This window comes from Enhydrobacter sp. (assembly GCA_025808875.1).
GTDB lineage: Bacteria > Pseudomonadota > Alphaproteobacteria > Reyranellales > Reyranellaceae > Reyranella.
The window spans coordinates 4,449,261-4,467,130 of record CP075528.1 but is presented as its reverse complement, the minus strand read 5'-3'; the positions used below and the strand labels follow the sequence as shown (position 1 = coordinate 4,467,130).

Annotated in this window: 21 protein-coding genes and 1 tRNA gene; 15 read left to right on the top strand and 7 right to left on the bottom strand. The window is 65.5% G+C overall.

Features of this window, described 5'->3' with window-relative positions:
• Positions 1-77 precede the first annotated feature (77 nt).
• The 3 genes from KIT25_22195 to KIT25_22185 all read left to right on the top strand — a co-directional run bounded on the left by KIT25_22195 (position 78) and on the right by KIT25_22185 (position 3,175).
• Positions 78-1,850 (top strand): hydantoinase B/oxoprolinase family protein, encoded by a 1,773-nt coding sequence (locus KIT25_22195; GenBank protein ID UYN94702.1) that lies wholly within the window; start codon positions 78-80, stop codon positions 1,848-1,850.
• Positions 1,851-1,941: 91 nt separating this feature from the next.
• Positions 1,942-2,487, top strand: coding sequence for a SocA family protein (locus KIT25_22190; GenBank protein ID UYN94701.1), 546 nt, complete (start codon positions 1,942-1,944; stop codon positions 2,485-2,487).
• A complete protein-coding gene (locus KIT25_22185; protein ID UYN94700.1) occupies positions 2,465-3,175 on the top strand; it encodes a hypothetical protein in 711 nt (236 codons plus the stop codon). The genes KIT25_22190 and KIT25_22185 overlap by 23 nt, the downstream gene beginning before the upstream one ends.
• A 182-nt stretch (positions 3,176-3,357) precedes the next feature.
• Here the strand turns inward: KIT25_22185 and KIT25_22180 are convergent.
• A tRNA-Trp gene (locus tag KIT25_22180) sits at positions 3,358-3,463 on the bottom strand.
• A gap of 239 nt (positions 3,464-3,702) precedes the next feature.
• Here KIT25_22180 and KIT25_22175 point away from each other — a divergent pair.
• Positions 3,703-4,470, top strand: coding sequence for a hypothetical protein (locus KIT25_22175; GenBank protein ID UYN94699.1), 768 nt, complete (start codon positions 3,703-3,705; stop codon positions 4,468-4,470).
• Positions 4,471-4,715: 245 nt separating this feature from the next.
• Here the strand turns inward: KIT25_22175 and KIT25_22170 are convergent, their stop codons facing one another.
• Entirely contained in the window at positions 4,716-5,111 is a 396-nt protein-coding gene (locus KIT25_22170; protein UYN94698.1) for a heme-binding protein, read from the bottom strand.
• A 709-nt stretch (positions 5,112-5,820) separates the two neighbouring features.
• On the opposite strand from KIT25_22170, the gene KIT25_22165 reads away from it, so the two are divergent.
• From KIT25_22165 to KIT25_22155, 3 genes are read left to right on the top strand one after another with little or no spacing between them, the layout of a single operon-like run.
• Positions 5,821-6,663, top strand: a complete 843-nt coding sequence (locus tag KIT25_22165) for a CoA ester lyase (GenBank protein ID UYN94697.1) — start codon at positions 5,821-5,823, stop codon at positions 6,661-6,663.
• A 13-nt stretch (positions 6,664-6,676) separates the two neighbouring features.
• Positions 6,677-7,726 carry a MaoC family dehydratase gene (locus KIT25_22160; protein UYN94696.1) on the top strand — a complete coding sequence of 350 codons (1,050 nt, stop codon included), beginning with the start codon at positions 6,677-6,679 and terminating at the stop codon, positions 7,724-7,726.
• A 1-nt stretch (position 7,727) separates the two neighbouring features.
• Positions 7,728-9,044, top strand: a complete 1,317-nt coding sequence (locus KIT25_22155; GenBank protein ID UYN94695.1) for an acetyl-CoA hydrolase/transferase family protein — start codon at positions 7,728-7,730, stop codon at positions 9,042-9,044.
• Between the two features lie 105 nt (positions 9,045-9,149).
• Here the strand turns inward: KIT25_22155 and KIT25_22150 are convergent, their stop codons facing one another.
• A complete protein-coding gene (locus KIT25_22150) occupies positions 9,150-9,497 on the bottom strand; it encodes a hypothetical protein (protein UYN94694.1) in 348 nt (115 codons plus the stop codon).
• A gap of 152 nt (positions 9,498-9,649) precedes the next feature.
• Between KIT25_22150 and KIT25_22145 the strand changes: the two genes are divergently transcribed.
• From KIT25_22145 to KIT25_22135, 3 genes are all read left to right on the top strand, one after another.
• Complete coding sequence (locus tag KIT25_22145; GenBank protein ID UYN94693.1) at positions 9,650-9,787, top strand: hypothetical protein; 138 nt, start codon at positions 9,650-9,652, stop codon at positions 9,785-9,787.
• Positions 9,788-9,940: 153 nt separating this feature from the next.
• Positions 9,941-10,675 (top strand): hypothetical protein, encoded by a 735-nt coding sequence (locus tag KIT25_22140; GenBank protein UYN94692.1) that lies wholly within the window; start codon positions 9,941-9,943, stop codon positions 10,673-10,675.
• A gap of 120 nt (positions 10,676-10,795) precedes the next feature.
• Complete coding sequence (locus KIT25_22135; protein ID UYN94691.1) at positions 10,796-11,218, top strand: GFA family protein; 423 nt, start codon at positions 10,796-10,798, stop codon at positions 11,216-11,218.
• Here the strand turns inward: KIT25_22135 and KIT25_22130 are convergent.
• From KIT25_22130 to KIT25_22120, 3 genes are read right to left on the bottom strand one after another with little or no spacing between them, the layout of a single operon-like run.
• The gene (locus KIT25_22130; GenBank protein UYN94690.1) at positions 11,212-11,415 is read right to left on the bottom strand and encodes a hypothetical protein; all 204 of its coding nucleotides are present in this window, start codon (positions 11,413-11,415) and stop codon (positions 11,212-11,214) included. The genes KIT25_22135 and KIT25_22130 overlap by 7 nt on opposite strands.
• Before the next feature lie 58 nt (positions 11,416-11,473).
• Positions 11,474-13,099, bottom strand: a complete 1,626-nt coding sequence (gene groL, locus KIT25_22125; protein ID UYN94689.1) for a chaperonin GroEL — start codon at positions 13,097-13,099, stop codon at positions 11,474-11,476.
• 49 nt (positions 13,100-13,148) lie between these two features.
• Positions 13,149-13,463 (bottom strand): co-chaperone GroES, encoded by a 315-nt coding sequence (locus KIT25_22120; protein UYN94688.1) that lies wholly within the window; start codon positions 13,461-13,463, stop codon positions 13,149-13,151.
• Positions 13,464-13,725: 262 nt separating this feature from the next.
• Here KIT25_22120 and KIT25_22115 point away from each other — a divergent pair, with 262 nt between their 5' ends.
• The 3 genes from KIT25_22115 (at position 13,726) to KIT25_22105 (ending at position 15,070) form a co-directional block, all read left to right on the top strand.
• Complete coding sequence (locus tag KIT25_22115; GenBank protein UYN94687.1) at positions 13,726-14,181, top strand: Hsp20 family protein; 456 nt, start codon at positions 13,726-13,728, stop codon at positions 14,179-14,181.
• 85 nt (positions 14,182-14,266) lie between these two features.
• Complete coding sequence (locus tag KIT25_22110) at positions 14,267-14,857, top strand: hypothetical protein (protein UYN94686.1); 591 nt, start codon at positions 14,267-14,269, stop codon at positions 14,855-14,857.
• Positions 14,858-14,884: 27 nt separating this feature from the next.
• Positions 14,885-15,070, top strand: a complete 186-nt coding sequence (locus tag KIT25_22105) for a hypothetical protein (protein ID UYN98024.1) — start codon at positions 14,885-14,887, stop codon at positions 15,068-15,070.
• A gap of 1 nt (position 15,071) precedes the next feature.
• Here KIT25_22105 and KIT25_22100 read toward each other — a convergent pair whose 3' ends face one another.
• Positions 15,072-15,602 carry a MarR family transcriptional regulator gene (locus KIT25_22100; protein UYN94685.1) on the bottom strand — a complete coding sequence of 177 codons (531 nt, stop codon included), beginning with the start codon at positions 15,600-15,602 and terminating at the stop codon, positions 15,072-15,074.
• A 135-nt stretch (positions 15,603-15,737) separates the two neighbouring features.
• On the opposite strand from KIT25_22100, the gene KIT25_22095 reads away from it, so the two are divergent.
• Both KIT25_22095 and KIT25_22090 read left to right on the top strand, forming a co-directional pair.
• Complete coding sequence (locus KIT25_22095) at positions 15,738-16,604, top strand: amidohydrolase (GenBank protein UYN94684.1); 867 nt, start codon at positions 15,738-15,740, stop codon at positions 16,602-16,604.
• Between the two features lie 69 nt (positions 16,605-16,673).
• Positions 16,674-17,684 (top strand): Bug family tripartite tricarboxylate transporter substrate binding protein, encoded by a 1,011-nt coding sequence (locus tag KIT25_22090; protein ID UYN94683.1) that lies wholly within the window; start codon positions 16,674-16,676, stop codon positions 17,682-17,684.
• The last annotated feature ends 186 nt before the right edge of the window (positions 17,685-17,870 follow it).

Genomic DNA, 17,870 nt, shown 5'->3' with positions numbered 1-17,870 from the left:
ACGACCCCTCCGCCCGCGAAGACGCGGGCACCTCCCCACGCATGGCGTGGGGAGGAGAACGAGGCTAACGTTCCCCCATGCGCCCCAACCACCCCCTCAGCCGCATCGCGAACCAGCTCATGTGGGACCGCCTGATCTCGGTGGTCGAGGAGCAGGCGCAGACCCTGGTGCGCACCGCCTTCGGCACGCCGACCCGCGAGGCGGGCGACCTGTCGGCCGGCGTCTACGACACGCAGGGCCGCATGCTCGCCCAGGCCGTCACCGGCACGCCGGGCCACGTCAACTCGATGGCCAAGAGCGTCGGCCACGTGCTCGCCAAGGTGCCGCTCGCCGGGATGAACGAGGGCGACGTCTTCATCCTCAACGATCCCTGGATGGGCACCGGGCACCTGAACGACATCGTCATCGTGACGCCGATCTTCCGCCGCCGCCTCGACGGCGCCAGCCAGGCCGTCGGCTTCTTCGCCGACACCCTGCACGTGGTCGATATCGGCGGCCGCGGCATCGTCGGCGCCGCGCAACAGGTCTACGAGGAGGGGATCTACATCCCGATCACCAAGATCGTCGACAAGGGCAAGGTCAACACCTGGCTGATGGACCTGATCGCCGCCAACGTGCGCGAGCCGGTCCAGGTGCTGGGCGACATCTATTCCCTGATCGCCAGCAACGAGGTCGGCGGCCGGCGCCTCCTCGACATGATGGACGAGTTCGAGCTCGAGCAGATCGACGACCTCGCCCGCCACATCCTCGATCGCAGCCGCGAGGCGAGCCTCGCCGCCATCGCCCGGCTCAAGCCCGGCACCTACCGGAACGAGATGACGGTCGACGGCATCAACGGCACGCCGATGACGCTCAAGGCCACCATGACGATCGGGCCGGACGGCATCGACGTCGACTACACGGGCTCGCCCGGCATCGTCGCGCTCGGGCTGAACGTGCCGCTCTGCTACACCGAGGCCTACACCAGCTTCGGCATCAAGTGCGTCGTGGCGCCCAAGGTGCCCAACAACTTCGCCAGCCTTGCCACCATCCGCACCACCGCGCCCGAGGGCTGCATCCTGAACGCGCCGCATCCCGCCGCGGTGGCGGCGCGCAGCACCATCGGCCACATGCTGCCCGACGTCATGTTCGGCTGCCTGATCCAGGCCATGCCGCCTCATGACCAGACAATCGGCGTGCCGGCCGAGGGCACGTCGTGCCTGTGGAACCTGCGCCTGATGGGCGGCCTCGGCCGCGCCGAGCTGAGCCCCGAGCAGATGAAGCAGGCGACGCCGTTCAACGTCATGTCGTTCCACTCCGGCGGCACCGGCGCGCGGCCCACCTCCGATGGGCTGAGCGCGACGGCCTTCCCCAGTGGCGTGCGCAACGTGCCGGTCGAGATCACCGAGGCGCTGGCGCCTGTGGTGATCTGGAAGAAGGAATACCGCACCGATTCCGGCGGCGCCGGCGAGCAGCGCGGCGGGCTCGGCCAGGTGATGGAGATCGGCAGCACCGAGGGCATGCCGTTCGGCATCTCGCCGACCTTCGACCGCGTCGTCTTCCCGGCGCGCGGCCGGCTGGGCGGCCAGGCCGGCGCCCACGGCAAGCTCGAGCTCGTGTCGGGCAGGGAACTTCCGCCGAAAGCGCACTCCTCGGTGCCCGCCGGCGAGCGCCTGCGCGTCGCCATGCCGGGCGGCGGCGGCTATGGCGATCCGCGCAAGCGGCCGGCCGAGAAGGTGGCGGAGGACGTGCGCCTCGGGCTCGTGTCGCGCGAGGCGGCGCGCGATCTCTACGGCGTGGCGCTCACCGACGACGGCACGGTGGATGAGGCAGAGACGGCGAAGCTGCGGGTGGCGGTGGCGGCGGAATAGGTTACCGACAATGCATATCGGAAACGCCATGGCCGAGTGATACGTTTGACGTTACAAGCGGTCACGCTACGTAGATGGGATTCATAGGCGTGTGACGGATTTGCTCGACCCGCGCGGCATTTGCAATTTGATGCTGGACGAAGCTGGAGGCCACACCGGCATTACCAACTTAGCGCTCCAGAAACTGCTCTATTTTGTTCACGGCCTACATTTGGTGGAGACAAAGAAACCCTTGGTATCGGGTTTTTTTGAGGCGTGGCAATATGGCCCAGTTCACCCCACCGCGTATCGTGCCTTCAAGACCAGTGGCGATAAGGCGATTACATTTCGTGCCACCTCATTGGATCCATTGAGCGGAGTACCTCGATCGATTCCTACGCCGTCGGATGGGGATGTTATCAAGCGAGTCAGAAAGGTGATGTCGTTCTATGGGGGGATGACGCCAGGACGCCTTGTGGAAATCTCTCACGCGTTCGGATCACCGTGGTGGTATATTGTGCAGCAAGCTCGGGTTTCTACGGCGTTTGGTCTTCGCATTCCGGATTCCGTGATCTTGGAGCGGTTTAGGTTTCATAAGGTCAGCGTTGGCGTTGAGCCCGCGCATGGAGAACCGAGTGAAGACGCGCCTTTTGCATAACTTGGACTTGGCCCGTATCGGTCCGATGACTGCGTCGCAGAAGCGAAACGCGTTGATGCAGATCAAGCTGGGCCACCCGCCGCACACGCTCAATCCCATGCGAGCCAGTATCCCGGACATCATGAGCATTGAAGCGGGATTGCTCCCAACTTTGCCGCGGACCCCGTGGGCAGCGATCGACAAGCAGATCAGAAGTCGATGCCATAGCGAGGACGAGGAGAAGGCCAATCTTGCCATTGGGCGAGCCCTCTACGAGTACGCCGATGAGCATCGGATTGTGGGGCGCGCCCACGACTTCTTCGCTTTGGCCCTCGGTATGGGCCGCAAGGTGTCATATTGGTCAAACGCAGTAGTCGCTATTGACGGCGACCCGTACATTCCGTTTGTGGATCCGCGAAAGGCGCCCAAGTTGCAGAGCGAAGGGCGACGGTTCGTGTTCTCGGCCATGCACGAGCACATTCGCGCTGCCGATCCTGACTTTGCACACGTGGGATTGGTCATCCTTCAGTTTGTAGGAGAGGATGAGCGGCGAGTTGTGCCGTATTTCGCTGATGAACTCGAGCTGTTCTCATTCGAACAGCTCGACGCAATGGTGCGCGAGACGTACGCGATCTGGGCTGAAGTGCTCGAAGGCCGGGAGGCGGACGCGAGGCGCACTGGGACAGGCCGTAAGGGTACGCTCTTGTAGCCACATACTTTGGTTTAGGTGGCCTTTGTCTTGCGCAAACTCGCCGGCCTACGCGGGGCGTATTTGCCAGGCTGAACTTGAGAAAGCGTAGTCTCTAGTATATTGATACTAAAAGAAAACCGGCCGTTCCTTGTGGAAGGGAACGACCGGCTGAGTAGGCCCTTGTGGAAGGGGCTTGCGGATGGCGGAGGCGGCGGGATTCGAACCCGCGAGGGCCCGGGGCTGGATAACCGTGGACCCCTCCGGTTTTGGAGACCGGCGCGTTCAACTTGGCTCTGCCACACCTCCTTGCTCGCGTAGTGGGCCGTCTAACCATTTGATCCGTATAGGATTTTTTCGGTTAGACGGCCTGTCGCAACGAACACCCACCCCAATTGGACTTGAAGTAGCCAAAGACAGCATAAACGACTCTCGGCTTGAGTCAAATTAATCGCCGTTTGCGTTTGCGATTTCTGCGTAATTAAACTGGTTGTTGTCCCGTGCGCCGGCCCTTATATTTTGTTTTGTCGCCGAGCGAGGTGCATGTCATGGCCAAAGTCCGCAGTCCCAACTATCCCTCTATAGATCTTCATAGCGCTATCGCTGCGGTTGCACCAGTATACAAGGCAGAAGGCCGGAATACCGTGCCTAAGGAGATTATTGCTAAGCATCTCGGCTATAGCAGTATCAACGGTCGGTCGTTGTCTATGATTGGCGCGCTGCGGGGCTATGGCTTGATCGAAGGTAGGGGTGAGGAAAATCGAGTCAGCGAGGACGCGCTTATATTACTGAATGCCCCGACTACTTCGCCTGATTATGCAGCGGCTCTTCAACGGTGCGCTTACCGTCCGACGCTCTTTTCAGAACTAAAAGGACAATTTCCACAAGGCGCTAGCTCGGAAAACCTTCGCTATTCCTTGGTGAAGAGGCAATTTACACCGGAAGCGGCAGCGAAGGCTGTGGAGACTTACGCGTCTAACGTACTGTTACTCCATGAAGTAAACGCTGACACTGCCCAACCTCCGGCCCCGCTGGAGACGTTCAAGGAGCCCCCGGTGGTGCCGCTGTTCGAAGGCATCACGCCGCAGAAGCAGGAGCGAGTAATGGCTGTGCAGCCGGGTGAGCGAGAGTTGGTGACGGGTGGCCTTTCAGGCGACGCGCGCTTCCGACTGATTGTGTCAGGCACGGTTGGCTCCAAGGAACTCGCGCGCCTCATCAAGAAACTGGAAATGGAAAAAGAGATCGCCGAGGAGGCGGAGCACGAAGCCGCGAAAGCCGCCCTCGGCCTCCCTCCGAAGGGTGATGTGTTTAACTAACCACACACTCCCGAGAGGATGTGATTGAGTTGGCTAAGAACGAGAAAACGACTTCCAAGGTCGCGTCTCTTGCTTCGAAAGCGCTGCAGAAGCCTGGCAGCGTTACGAACAAGCAGATCAAGACCCTTGCCGCTTCCGTCCTGACGCAGGCCCCTGATAAAGGAAAGAAGCGGTAAGAGTGACTATGCGAGTAGCGGCGCGCGCCGGTCGTGTTCACCGGCGACGCGCTGACGCTCATACGTGGTTCAGAGCTTCTCAACCCCCGCACGCGCGCAATCCTCGTCTTCCTGCGCAGTCCCCCCGCCAACGCCGCAGGCGCCGATCAGCACACCCTGGCGGAAGATCGGCACGGCGCCCTGGCCGTAGAACATGTGGTTGCCTTCGGCCGCGGCGATGCCGCGCAGGGTCGGATGGTCGGCGCGCGGCGTCAGATCGCCGCTCGGGCGTCCGAAGGCGGCCGAGGCGATGGCCTTGCCCTGGCTGCCGAAGGAGCCGGCCCACATGGCGCCGTCCATGCGCTGGAAGGCGAGAAGCCGTCCGCCCGCGTCGCACACGGCGATGTTCATCTTGGCGCCGATCTGGTTTGCCTTCTCGATGGCGCCTGCGATGATTCGATTGGCATCCGCGAGGGTGAGGGTCATGAGGACGATCCTTTCCGGTCAGGAGGTCGCCGGGAGGCCCGGTCGCGCAAATACTACTAGATCGCAAGTGGTTCACCGCCCTCGGAATTCACGTTGAGAATCAACGGGCGATTGCGACCCGGTGGACCGGATTGGAAATCGCCAGGCGCCGCGCGTAGCGTCCGCGCATGAGAACGACGATGCCCGCTTTCCGTTCAGGCCCGCGTGGTCAAGCAGCGCGGACATTGTCGTGACGAATCAAGGGGCGATTCGCGAATCGTCGACCAGATTGGAACGCCACGTGCGAAGCCCGTAGTCTCGTGCGCATGTGTGCGCCTGTCTTCGATCCTGAGTCCGACGTCCGTTTACGTAAAGCCGGAGCCACTGCCGTTTTCCGCCGTTTTCGGGAAACATCGCGCAACCGGAAAACGAGACGCGGGTTCGTTCGTTACCCCTGGAGCGAGGCTCCCGCCGGGGGTTCTTCAAGGTTGGGGCGCGCCACTCGAGTCGCACGCTCCCGGCAATGACCCCCACACCATCTGGGCCGGGCCGGCGGAGTTGCCGTCAGATCCCCGTCAGATTCGCGTCGGATGGCGAGAGTGATGCGCCTGCCTTCGATCCAGGGTCCGACTTCGATTCGCGTAAAGCTGCTGCGCCCCCGCCCTGCGTGTCGCAATAGCTCTTCGTTGGGGAAGTCCTGTACGATACCTTGGCAGGAAAGGGAGAAGTCATGGCCGCCGACGTCGATCTGGTGCGCGTGCTGTTGTTCACGCCGGCCACGCATCTGGAGTATGTCGCCAAAGCGGCCAAGAGTGGCGCGGATGGACTTGTCATCGACCTCGAGGACGGGGTCGCGCTCGACGCGAAGGATGCGGCACGAAAGAACCTGCTCACCGTCATCGAGCAGCCGCGGACGACGTCGGGCGGCTTCCTCTGGTGCGTTCGACTGAACCACATCACGACCATGGCCGGGCTGGCGGACCTGCAGGCCCTGGCGGGGCAAGGTGCGAGATTCGACGCGGTGATGCTGCCGAAGGTCGAGTCGCCCCACGAAGTCGAAATTGCCTCACGGCATCTGGGCCTTTCCTCGCCGTCCGTGCTTGCCTTGATCGAGACAGGACTTGGCCTGGAGCAGGCCGCGGCGATCGCCGCGCATCCGCACGTGGCGGCAATGGTCTTCGGCGGTGCCGACCTCGCTGCCGACCTGCATGCGGAACTGGCCTGGGAGCCCATGTTGTGGGCGCGCAGCCGCATTTGCCAGGCTGCGGCTTCCCGTGGCCTGCCGGCCTTTGACGTCCCTTTCCTCGATATTCACGACGGTGACGGCTTGAAGTCGGAAGCCGCCGCCGCGAAGAGGCTCGGCTTCAGTTGCAAGCTCGCGATTCATCCCTCGCAGGTCGAGCCGATCAAGTCGGTCTTCGCTCCGACGCCCGATGAGCTGGCTCGTGCGAAGAGGATCGTCGAGGCCTACGCCTCGGCCAAGGGCGCGGCCTGCCAGGTCGACGGCAAGATGGTCGATGTACCGGTCTGGAAGGCGGCGCTGCGGACCGTTCGCCTTGCCGCCGCCAAGTGACGGGAGGCGACAGATGATCGGACAAGCCGGCTATGTGCAGCTCGCCGAGAACCGCTATCGCGAGCGTTTCGGATTGGCGTTTGAAGAGTTCTCCGTGGGCCAGGTCTTCGAGCATCGCCCGGGTGTCACCGTCACTCAGCAGGACAATCTCGAAGAGGCGCTCGACACGCTGAACAACGCCCAGCTCCACTACGACCTGCACTATGCCGAGCAGACGGAGTGGAAGCGCAATCTCGGCGTTAGCACTCTGACGCTTCAGCGTCTGCTCGGCATGACCTCGCGCACCTTCTACCGGCGGCTCAGCCTGACCGGCATCGAGGAAGTGGCCATGACTCATCCGGTGTTCGGAGGCGACACGCTCTATGCGCGAACACGCGTCCTCGGAACGGCCGCGGGAGGCTCTGCCGATACCGGAACGCTCATGTTGCAGACGGAGGGCGTCAATCAGCGTGGCGACGTGGTCGCGCGGATAAAGTATCACCTCGAAATCTACAGGGACGGCCGGCACCCCGAGGACAGGCTTCCCGGTGCGCCCGCGCAAGAGGAGCGCTTCCGTCTGTATCATGCAAAGCCCGACGGCACGCTGGTGGAGCAGACCGGCCTCTATTTCGAGGATTTCGTCGAAGGCGAGACGTTCGAACATTGGCCGTCGAAGGCATTCGGTCTGGCGGAGAGCGTCTCGCATGCCCTGCGCTCGCTCGAGATCAATCCGCGGTATTCCGATCCCCACTACGCGAAGTCGGTGCTCGGGCGCTCGGTGGAGATTTTCGAGCCGTTCGTCCTGGGTACTGTGACCGCCTTGACCACGCGTACGTTCGGTCGCGTCGTGGCCAACCTCGGATGGACGGACATACGGCTTCCGCGTCCCGTCGGGCTCGGCGAAAGTATCAGGGCGGTTTCGGTCATCGGCGACAAGCGGGCGTCCGAACATCGACCGACCCAGGGGATCGTGCACGCCGACACAACGGCCTACGGTGAGAATGGCGACGTTGTCTGCAGCTTCAAGCGCGTGTTCCTGATCTACAAGCGCGGCCTCGGTCCATACCAGGCGGCGGACTACTGACATGACGAGCATCTTGGATCTCTACAGAAGCAAGCTGACCACGGCCGACGAGGCCGTGAAAGGATGGCCGCGCAAGACCACGATCGTGCTCGGCTTCTTCGCCGCGCAGCCGCCGGGCCTCGTCTCCGCCCTGGGCAGGGCGATCGCCGCCGGGGCGTTCGACGAGGTCAGGCTGGTCTACATGCATGCCACCGAGCAGACGGGTGCCGCGCTGCTCAAGGCCGAGTACTGCGACGTCCTGAAACCTCGACCGTTCTACATGGGGCCTGCCGAGCGGGCATTGGTCGCGGCATCCCCCGGTCGCAAGCTCGTCCATTTCATTCCCATCGCCTTCAGCGACACGCCGCGTGCCATCCGGGCCGAGCCTCAGATCGACGTATTCCCGGTGCAGGTCTCGGCGATGGACCGTGCGGGCTATTTCAGCCTCGGCCTCACGGGCGCCTATTCGATGGCCGCCCTGGAAAGGGCCGGCAAGATCGTCGTGGAGGTCAATCCCGGTCTGCCGCGCACTTTCGGAGGTGGATTGCTGCATGTCAGCGACGTGCATGCAATCGTCGAGGGAAGCGCCGATGTGCCGACCCTCGCCAACCCGAAGGCCGGCCCGGACGACGAAGCGATCGCCGCGATCATCTTGCCGATGGTTCCCGATCGGGCCTGCGTTCAATTCGGCATCGGCGGCGTTCCCAACATCGTGGCGAGCCGTCTGACCGATCACAAGGACCTGGGTGTGCATACCGAGCTGCTGAGCGATGGTATCGCCGAGCTCATTGCCTGTGGCGCCGTGAGCAACCGCTTCAAGACCACCAATCCGGGCAAGACCGTGTTCAATGTCGCCATGGGCTCGCGTCGGATGTACGACATGATGAATGACAATCCGACCATGGAGTGCTGGCCGGCCGACTACGTCAACGATCCCAGGGTGATCGGACAGAACGACAACGTCATTTCCGTCAATGCGATGATCGAGATCGACCTGACGGGCCAGGTCAACGCCGAGTTCCTGAACCATCACCAGTTCAGCGCCGTCGGGGGCCAGCTCGATTTCGTTCGCGGCGCCGGATACTCACGCGGAGGCAAGAGCATCATTGCGTCGCCCTCCACGGCCGCCCACGGCAAGGTCTCCCGGATCGTGTCGCATCTCCAGGGCCCGGCGACGGATCCGCGAATCGAAACCCAATATATCGTCACCGAGTTCGGTGCCTTCGACTTGCGTGGCAAGTCGTCGGACGAGAGGGCGATGGGCTTGATCGGCCTCGCTCATCCATCGTTTCGCGATCAGCTGATGGCAGAGGCGCGCAAGTCCAACCTGATTGGATAGTACAGTGCCGTGAGCGTTGATGTACGCAGGGCGGCCGTCATCGTTCCAGGTCAGCCTTCCATCGTTTCGACGCCCCCTGACCGGCGGAGGCGGCGCATGGCGCGATCAGCACCGCGCGATGCGTTGATTGTAGCCGTCGAAATACTGGCTCCCGCAGGCGACCCGCTGCTGGACGACGTCGTCGCGATTCCCGTGCTGGCCGCGGTTCGTCACCGTCACCATGGTGTAGCCCCGGCCGGCGGGCTGGTTGTACCAGCCGTAGTTCGCCCGCGGATTGGCGTAGGAGTACGGCGCCGGCGGCGAGTAGCCGTAGGCAGGGGCGGGGCCGTAGGTGTAGCCGACCGGTGCCGGCTGATAATAGCCGCGCGGCGCGGCATGGCCGTCGTCCTGGCACGCCGCGCCGACCATGCCGATGCCGGCGACGAGCAGCAGCCTCGGAAAGAGCCTCGACATCTCCATTCCTCCAACCACGATGTTCGGAAACCCTCGCTAGCCGATCATACTGTCTTCTTTCTGTCCTGAAGATGGCCAACGGTCCGAGGACCGGCGGGGTTCCGGTCCGTGCCCGGTCGCACAGGGCGAAAGTCGGGTATAATTGGGTGTTATTGGGTGTGAAATGCGTGTTCGAGGTGGGGTTCTTTCTGCGCTCCCTGAAGCGGCAGAAGGACAACCTTGCGGCACGGCTGGACCGCGAATGGATCGCCGAGCGCAGCGAGGCCGATTTGCCGGCGCGCGCTTTCTGACCCGCGCCGCTGCCGGGGAGCCGCCCGGTCAATAGTACGCCTGTTCTAATCGATCGACCGTGCGAGCGGCGACATCATCCCGGCAAGCACTGCGGGTGGAAGGATCGAACGCGCGCCTCGGCTGCGGTCGTCGTTCCCAGGACGGAGAAGAGAATGATCGAGATGCTGCCCGTGACGGGCTGGCTCGCAGCCGCGCGCGGAGCCTTCGATCGATGGCGGGCAAGGCCCGTTCTCCTGGCATCGGCCGCCTTGCTCGCGGCCGGCATGCCCGCGACTTCGGCCAGGGCGCAGGCGTCCCCCTGCGCCGCAGCGCACGCCAGCTACCAAGCCGACAATCCGCGCGTAAACAGCCTCGCCGATGCGGCCAACGCCGAGATGCGGCGATTCGACGGTCTGGTCCAGGCCGCATCCGGCCGGGCACTGACGGCCGGCGAGTTGGCGCAGATGCGTCAGAGCCTGGAGCGCCGACGGGAACTCGTGAACGCCGCGATGGCGATTCGCTCCCGGATCGCCAGCAACCAGGACGCCCACCCGCAATGCTTCAAGCCGGGCTCATCGGCGCGCCGTCGCCAATCCATCGCAAACGACAAGGCCATTGTCGAGGGCATCAACCGGACCCTGGCCGAGGTCGAGCGCCGCCAGACGCAGCTCGCGCGCACGCCGGCCCCCCAGGCGGCACCGCGGATGGCATGCTGGTCGCTGAACGCCCCCCATGCCGTGGGGAGGAACGAGCACGAACGCTGGCTGGACGCGCAAGCCCAGCTGCACGGACAGTGGCGCCGGTCGGCCACCGGCGAGCGCTTCCAGATCGGCGGCTACTGCCGCGGACATTGTACCGGCTTCAACTTCCGCACCAGCCAGAACGCCACCAACGTGAAGCCCTGCTGAGGGACGACTGGCGGCAAATCCAGCCGCGAGATCGGGCTCGCAGCGTCGGGGAGTGCTCCTCGACGGACGCGCTCGGCTGGTAAAGACTCCGTTGCCAAATGTCGAACCCGGAGGACTCCCATGCCCATCCGATCCGGCGGCTGCCTGTGCGGCGCGGTGCGCTACGAATGCGAGGGCGAGCCGCAATTCTCGCTGCAGTGCCATTGCCGCGATTGCCAGCGCGCCAGCGGTGCGCCGCATGTCGCGGCGGTGCGCGTGGCCTCGGCCGGCTTGCGGCTGCTGCGCGGCGAGCCTCGGCGCTACGTCGCCCGCGCCGATTCGGGCAACGAGATCACGCGCGCCTTCTGCGGCGATTGCGGCACGCCGCTCTACGTCCAGGTCTCGACCCGGCCCGATATCGTCGGCGTGCGCGTCTGCACCTTCGACGATCCGGGCTGGTTCAGGCCCGAGGCCAACATCTTCGCCCGCAGCGCCCAGCCGTGGGACCATTTCGATCCCGTCGTGCCCCGGTTCGACGTCTACCCGACCGGCAAGGCCTATTGAGGCCGCCCGAACCAGTACGACGAGCCGGCGTCCCGGTAGCTCTGGCTGGCGGGCGGCCGCTCGAAGGTGTGGGCCGTCTCGGGAAGGGCGCGGCTGTGGTGCCAGGCCGGCAGCACGCTGGCGCCGAGCAGCACGAGGCCGAGCGCCAGCATCAGCGAGCCGAAGAAGCCGAACAGGAGATGCGGCAATCCCTGCATGATCGATCTCCGGGCAAGCGGGGGCCCCGCTCGCGCGGGTGCCCCCGGCCCCCCAGTGTCAGAAGCCCGCTCCCGCGGCGCCGCCCGGCGTTGTGGCCGCCGGTTTCGGCGCCTCGGCGACGAGGGCCTCCGTGGTGATCAGCAGCGAGGCGACCGACGCGGCGTCCTGCAGCGCCGTCCGCACCACCTTGGCGGGGTCGATCACGCCGGCGGCGACGAGATCCTGGTAAGCCCCGGTCGCGGCATTGTAGCCCCAGCCATACTCCTCCTTCTCGAGCAGCCGGCCGACGACCAGCGAGCCGTCCTCGCCGGCGTTGAGGGCGATCTGCCGCGCCGGCACCTGGATGGCGCGGCGCACGATCTCGATGCCGGCCTTCTGGTCGTCGTTGGCGGTCGCGATCCCGCCGAGCGCCCGGGTCGCGCGCAGCAGCGCCACGCCGCCGCCCGGCAGGATGCCTTCCTCGACCGCCGCCCGCGTGGCGTGCAGGGCGTCGTCGACGCGGTCCTTCTTCTCCTTGACCTCGACCTCGGTGGCGCCGCCGACGCGGATCACCGCGACGCCGCCCGCCAGCTTGGCCAGCCGCTCCTGCAGCTTCTCGCGGTCGTAGTCCGAGGTCGTCTCCTCGATCTGCGCCTTGATCTGGGCGATGCGGCCCTGGATGTCCGTCCGGGCGCCGGCGCCCTCGACGATGGTGGTGTTGTCCTTGTCGATCATCGCCTTCCTGGCGCGGCCAAGCATCTGCAGCGTCACGTTCTCGAGCTTGATGCCGAGATCCTCGGAGATGGCCGTGCCGCCGGTCAGGATGGCGATGTCCTCCAGCATCGCCTTGCGTCGATCGCCGAAGCCCGGCGCCTTGACGGCGGCGACCTTGAGCCCGCCGCGCAGCTTGTTGACGACCAGGGTGGCCAGCGCCTCGCCCTCGATCTCCTCGGCCACGATCAGCAGCGGCTTGCCGGTCTGCACGACCGCCTCGAGCACCGGCAGCAGGGCCTGCAGGCCGGTGAGCTTCTTCTCGTGGATCAGGACGTAGGGATCCTCGAGCTCGACCCGCATCTTGTCGGCGTTGGTCACGAAGTAGGGCGATACGAAGCCGCGATCGAACTGCATGCCCTCCACGACCTCGAGCTCGGTCGACAGGGACTTCGCCTCCTCGACGGTGATCACGCCGTCGTTGCCGACCTTCTCCATGGCCTCGGCGAGATGGCGGCCGATCTCGGTGTCGCCGTTGGCCGAGATGGTGCCGACCTGGGCGATCTCGTCGTTCCTCGTCACCTTGCGGGCATGCGACTTGAGATCCGCCACGACCGCCTCGACGGCGAGGTCGATGCCGCGCTTGAGATCCATCGGGTTCATGCCGGCGGCCACGGCCTTCGCGCCTTCCTTGACGATCGCCTGGGCGAGCACGGTCGCGGTGGTGGTGCCGTCGCCGGCCAGGTCGTTGGTCTTGCTGGCGACCTCGCGCACCATCTGCGCGCCCATGTTCTCGAACTTGTCGGCGAGCTCGATCTCCTTGGCGACGGTGACGCCGTCCTTGGTGATGCGCGGCGCGCCGAAGCTCTTCTCGATCACCACGTTGCGGCCCTTGGGGCCGAGCGTCACCTTGACGGCATCGGCCAGCGTGTCGACGCCGCGCAGCATCTTCGTGCGCGCTTCGGTCGAGAACTTCACTTCCTTGGCAGACATTGGCCCTTTCCTCCTTCCGTGGGGCTGGTTGACGGCAAAGTCCGATGCGTCAGGCGGCGCGGCGCAGCGACGGCTTCTTGTCGAGCACGCCCATGACGTCGCTTTCCTTCATGATCAGGAACTCCTCGCCGTCGATCCTGACCTCGGTGCCCGACCATTTGCCGAACAGGATGCGGTCGCCCTTCCTGACGTCGAGCGGGACGAGCTTTCCGCTGTCGTCGCGGGGGCCCGGTCCGGCGGCGACGACCTCGCCCTCCATCGGCTTTTCCTTGGCGGTGTCGGGAATGATGATGCCGCCGGCGGTCTTCTCGTCGGCCTCGATGCGGCGCACGACGACACGGTCGTGCAGCGGGCGGAAGTGCATGCAAATCCTCCGGGTGCAGAACAATGGTCATGTGGGCCCGGCCGCTCGCGCGACCGGGCGGCCGGCTATCTGGAAATTCGGCGGGGCGCCGTCAAGGTTTTGCCGCAAAAATTTTTGCCGTCCGGGCGCGTCGGGGGCCGGGACCCCTTGACGGGCCATCGACGGCTCCTAGATCGCACGATCGTGGCGGCATCGTGCGGTGCCGCCCGGCGGACGCCCTTCGGGGGCCGCATCGCAACCCATCGCTCACAGGAGGATGACAATGCGTACCGACTTCGATTTCGCACCCTTCTACCGTGCCACCGTCGGCTTCGACCGGGTCTTCGACCTGCTCGATTCCGTGGCCAGCCAGACCGGCAACGGTGCCGGCTATCCGCCCTATAACATCGAGCGGGCGGGCGACGATTCCTACCGGATCGTCATGGCGGTGGCGGGCTTCGCCGAGGCCGAGCTGAACGTGACCCAGAAGGAGGGCGAGCTCCTGGTCACCGGCAAGGCCCAGCCCTCGTCCGACCACACCGAGTATCTCTATCGCGGCATCGCCGGGCGCGATTTCGAGCGCCGCTTCCAGCTCGCCGACCACGTCAAGGTGACGGGCGCGAAGCTCGCCAACGGCCTGCTGACGATCGAGCTGAAGCGCGAGATCCCGGAGGAGAAGAAGGCGCGGGCCATCCGCATCGAGGCTGCCGCCGAGCCGCGGACGATCACGCAGCAGTAACGCCAGGACCGCAGCGGAGGGCGCCGCGCGTTGCGGCGCCCTCCCTCGGTCGCCCGGATTCACCAGAATTGCGAGGAGGTAACGCATGACGACCGGGTCAGCTGCTTCCCTGCCCGGCCCCGCGCCGGAGGTGCCGCTGCCACCTTTTCATTCATTTCGCCGCAACGGTCGCCTGTCGGTGGTGCCGCGCGTCGCGGCCGCCGGGGCGCCGGAGCGGCAACGGTTCCAGCCCGCCCTGGCCGACGAACCGCCGCGCGGTCGCGTCCTCATCGTGACGGACGACGCGCCGCTGGCGCTCGACATCCAGCGCATCCTGCGCGGCGCGGGCTATCTCGCCGTCGGGCCGGCGGCTTCCGTCGCCGACCTCGAGCGGTTCGTCCGCCGGGGGCCGCTCGATGCCGCCGTGCTCGACGCCGATCTGGCGGGCGGCGGTGCGATCGTCGCCGACCGTCTGTCGGAGGGCGGCGTTCCCGTCGTGTGGCTCACGGGTGCCTCGCGGGACGCGATCCCGCGGCACCATGTGTTCGCGCCCGCGATCGCCAAACCGGTAACGGGGGACGAGCTCGTCGCGACGATCGAGCGCGCCATCGCGGCGGGCTCCCGTCCGCAACGACCGGGCTGGTATCCCGTGCCGCCGCCGACACCGCTGTGGCCGCGCGTCTTCCCGCAGCTCTGACTCGCGCCTGACGGGGCTGTCGGTCTTATCACCGAGGCGCGGCAGGCCGAGGACATTCTGTCCGCTGGCAACGCCGACCTCGTCTTCCTGGCGAGAGCGCTGCTGCGCGATCCCTATTGGCCGCAACGGGCGGCGGAAGAGCTCGATTCGGGAAGTGTGTGGCCGATCCAGTATGCGCGTGCGGTCGCCCGGCGTCCGCGAACGGCGTGGTAGCCTATTGGGAGCCGATCCGTCGCAAGGCGTCGCACAGGTGCCGGCGCTCCTCCTCACTCGTCGTCCGCGACATGCTCCGGTCGAGAGCGGCGTCCAGGCGGTGCAGCCGGGCGACGAGTGCAGTCCCTCTTGGCGTCAGGTAGAGCGCGTGCGACCGCCGATCGCTCTCGGCCGATCTGCGGCGGGCAAGGCCGCGCGCCTCGAGCGTGTCGATGATCGCTACGAGATTGGCTTTCTTGATGCCGAGGGTATCGGCCAGCCGGGTCTGGCTCAGTCCGGGATTGCGGTCGATCACTGTCAGCGCGGAGTACTGGGCGGGGCGGATGTCGAATGCCGCAAACAGGTCGAAGAAGCGCTGGAAGACCGCCATCTGGGCGCGCCGCAACAGATAGCCGACGCTGTCGTCGAGCGGCCCCAGATCGATGGCATCTCCGGTCGCCGCACCTTTCTCCCGTCGTTTGGCAGCGGGCAATTCGTTCCTCTCCGTCCTTCGCAGGTGCGACCGGGTCCCTTGTGTCACCGACACGGCCATTGACCACGGCATAATAGTTATATTCAATAACTATTATTCTTCCGAAGCAACGGAAGGAAGTCGCGAGGGGGAAGGCGACGCCATGGTCGGAAACGCCATTGATCGCCGCGGCAGGGCCGTCCGGGAGCCGGCGCGATGAAGATCGACGATCTGGTGGCGATCGACGTCCACACGCATGCTGAAGTGTCGTGCCGGCAGCCGCACGACGAGGTCTGGCAGCCCTACGACGAGGCGGCGAGCAGGTACTTCAAGGCCGGCAAGCGGCCGACCATCGCCGAGACGATCGCCTACTACCGCGAGCGGCGGATCGGCTTGATCATGTTCACCGTCGACTCGGAAGCCGAGATCGGCGCCCGCCGCATTCCCAACGAAGAGGTCGCCGACGCCGCGCGGGAGAACGCCGATATCATGCTGGCGTTCGCCAGCATCGACCCGCACAAGGGCAAGATGGGCCTGCGCGAGGCGCGCCGGCTGATCGAGGCCGGAGTGATCAAGGGCTTCAAGTTCCATCCGACGGTCCAGGGGTTCTTCCCCAACGACCGCATGGCCTATCCACTCTACGAGATCATCGCCGGGCACAAGTTGCCCGCCATCTTCCACACCGGCCACTCGGGCATCGGCACCGGCATGCCGGGTGGCGGCGGCCTGCGGCTGAAATACTCCAACCCGATCCATCTCGACGACGTGGCGGTCGACTTCCCGGACATGACCATCATCCTCGCCCATCCGTCGTGGCCGTGGCAGGACGAGGCACTGTCGATCTGCCTGCACAAGCCCAACGTCTACATCGACCTCTCGGGCTGGTCGCCCAAGTACTTTCCGCCGCAGCTCGTGCAGTACGCCAACAGCCAGCTGCGTCACAAGGTGCTGTTCGGCTCGGACTATCCGCTGATCCGGCCCGAGCGCTGGATCGATGACTTCAAGGTGGCCGGCTTCAAGCCCGAAGTTCAGCCGCTGATCCTGAAGGAGAATGCCGTCCGTGCCCTGAAGCTCTCCGCCTGACGGGCGAGCAGGGACGGAAGGGAAGGAGCCGGTCGAGTCGAGCTGTCGAAAAACGAGGGAGGAAAAGCCATGATGAAGCAAAGCCGTCGCAATCTTGTTCGTGCATCCGGGGCCGTCGTCGCCCTTTCGGCGCTTGGAGTCCATGCGGGGCGCGCCGCCGCACAGGGAACGCAGCCCCTGGAGAGTGTCCGCTTCGTCACGGGATTCCCGCCGGGCGGGACATCGGACACGCTTTGCCGACGGGTCGCCGAGAGCATCAAGGGCTCGGCCTACACCAAGACCGCCATCGTCGAGAACAAGCCCGGCGCGGGCGGCCAGATCGCCGTCCAGGCGATGAAGGGCGCGGCGACCGACGGCAGCGTCATCCTGCAGACGCCGGCGTCGATGCTGATGATCTATCCGCACATCTACAAGAACCTGGCCTACAACGCCTTCACCGACGTCACGGCGATCACGCTCGCCTGCACGTTCGACTTCGGCTTCTGCGTCGGTCCGGCCGTGCCCGACAGCGTGAAGGACGTCGCCGGCTTCCTCGCCTGGTGCAAGGCCAATCCCGACAAGGCGAACTACGGCTCGCCCGCCGCCGGCTCCGTGCCGCACTTCATCGGCGTCCTGCTCGGCCAGGCGGCCGGCATCGAGCTGAAGCACGTGCCTTTCCGCGGTTCGGCGCCGGCCGTTCAGGACCTCGTCGCGGGCCAGGTCCAGGCCGTCTCGGCTCCGGTGGGCGAGTTCACGCAGCAGGCCAACGCCGGCAAGATCCGCTTCCTCGGCGTCTCGGGCGCCGCGCGCAGCCGCTTCGCGCCGAACGTGCCGACCTTCGCCGAGCAGGGCTACAAGGACCTCGTCTTCACCGAATGGTTCGGCTTCTTCGCGCCGGGCGGCACGCCCGCTTCGGTGGTCGACCGCGCCAATGCCGTCCTGCGCATCGCCCTGGCCGACAAGGCGGTCGTCGATGGCCTTGCGGTGATGGGACTCGAGGCCAAGTCCTCGACGCCCGCGGAACTGGCCACGCTTCTCAAGACCAGCCACGACCGCTGGGGGCCCATCGTGAAAAAGATCGGCTTCTCGGTGGATTCGTGATCGCGGCCAGCGCGAGGCGGCGCTGCTGAAGCCGTCAGGTACGAAGACATCGAGGTGGTTCACCGCCGCCGGAATTCGCGTGGAGAATCAAGGCCGCGAACCGACCCGGTGAACCAGATTCGATTCTGCGATCGCCCCGGCGTAGCGTGCGCCCATGTCGATCGCATTCCCCGTCCCTTGCCCGAG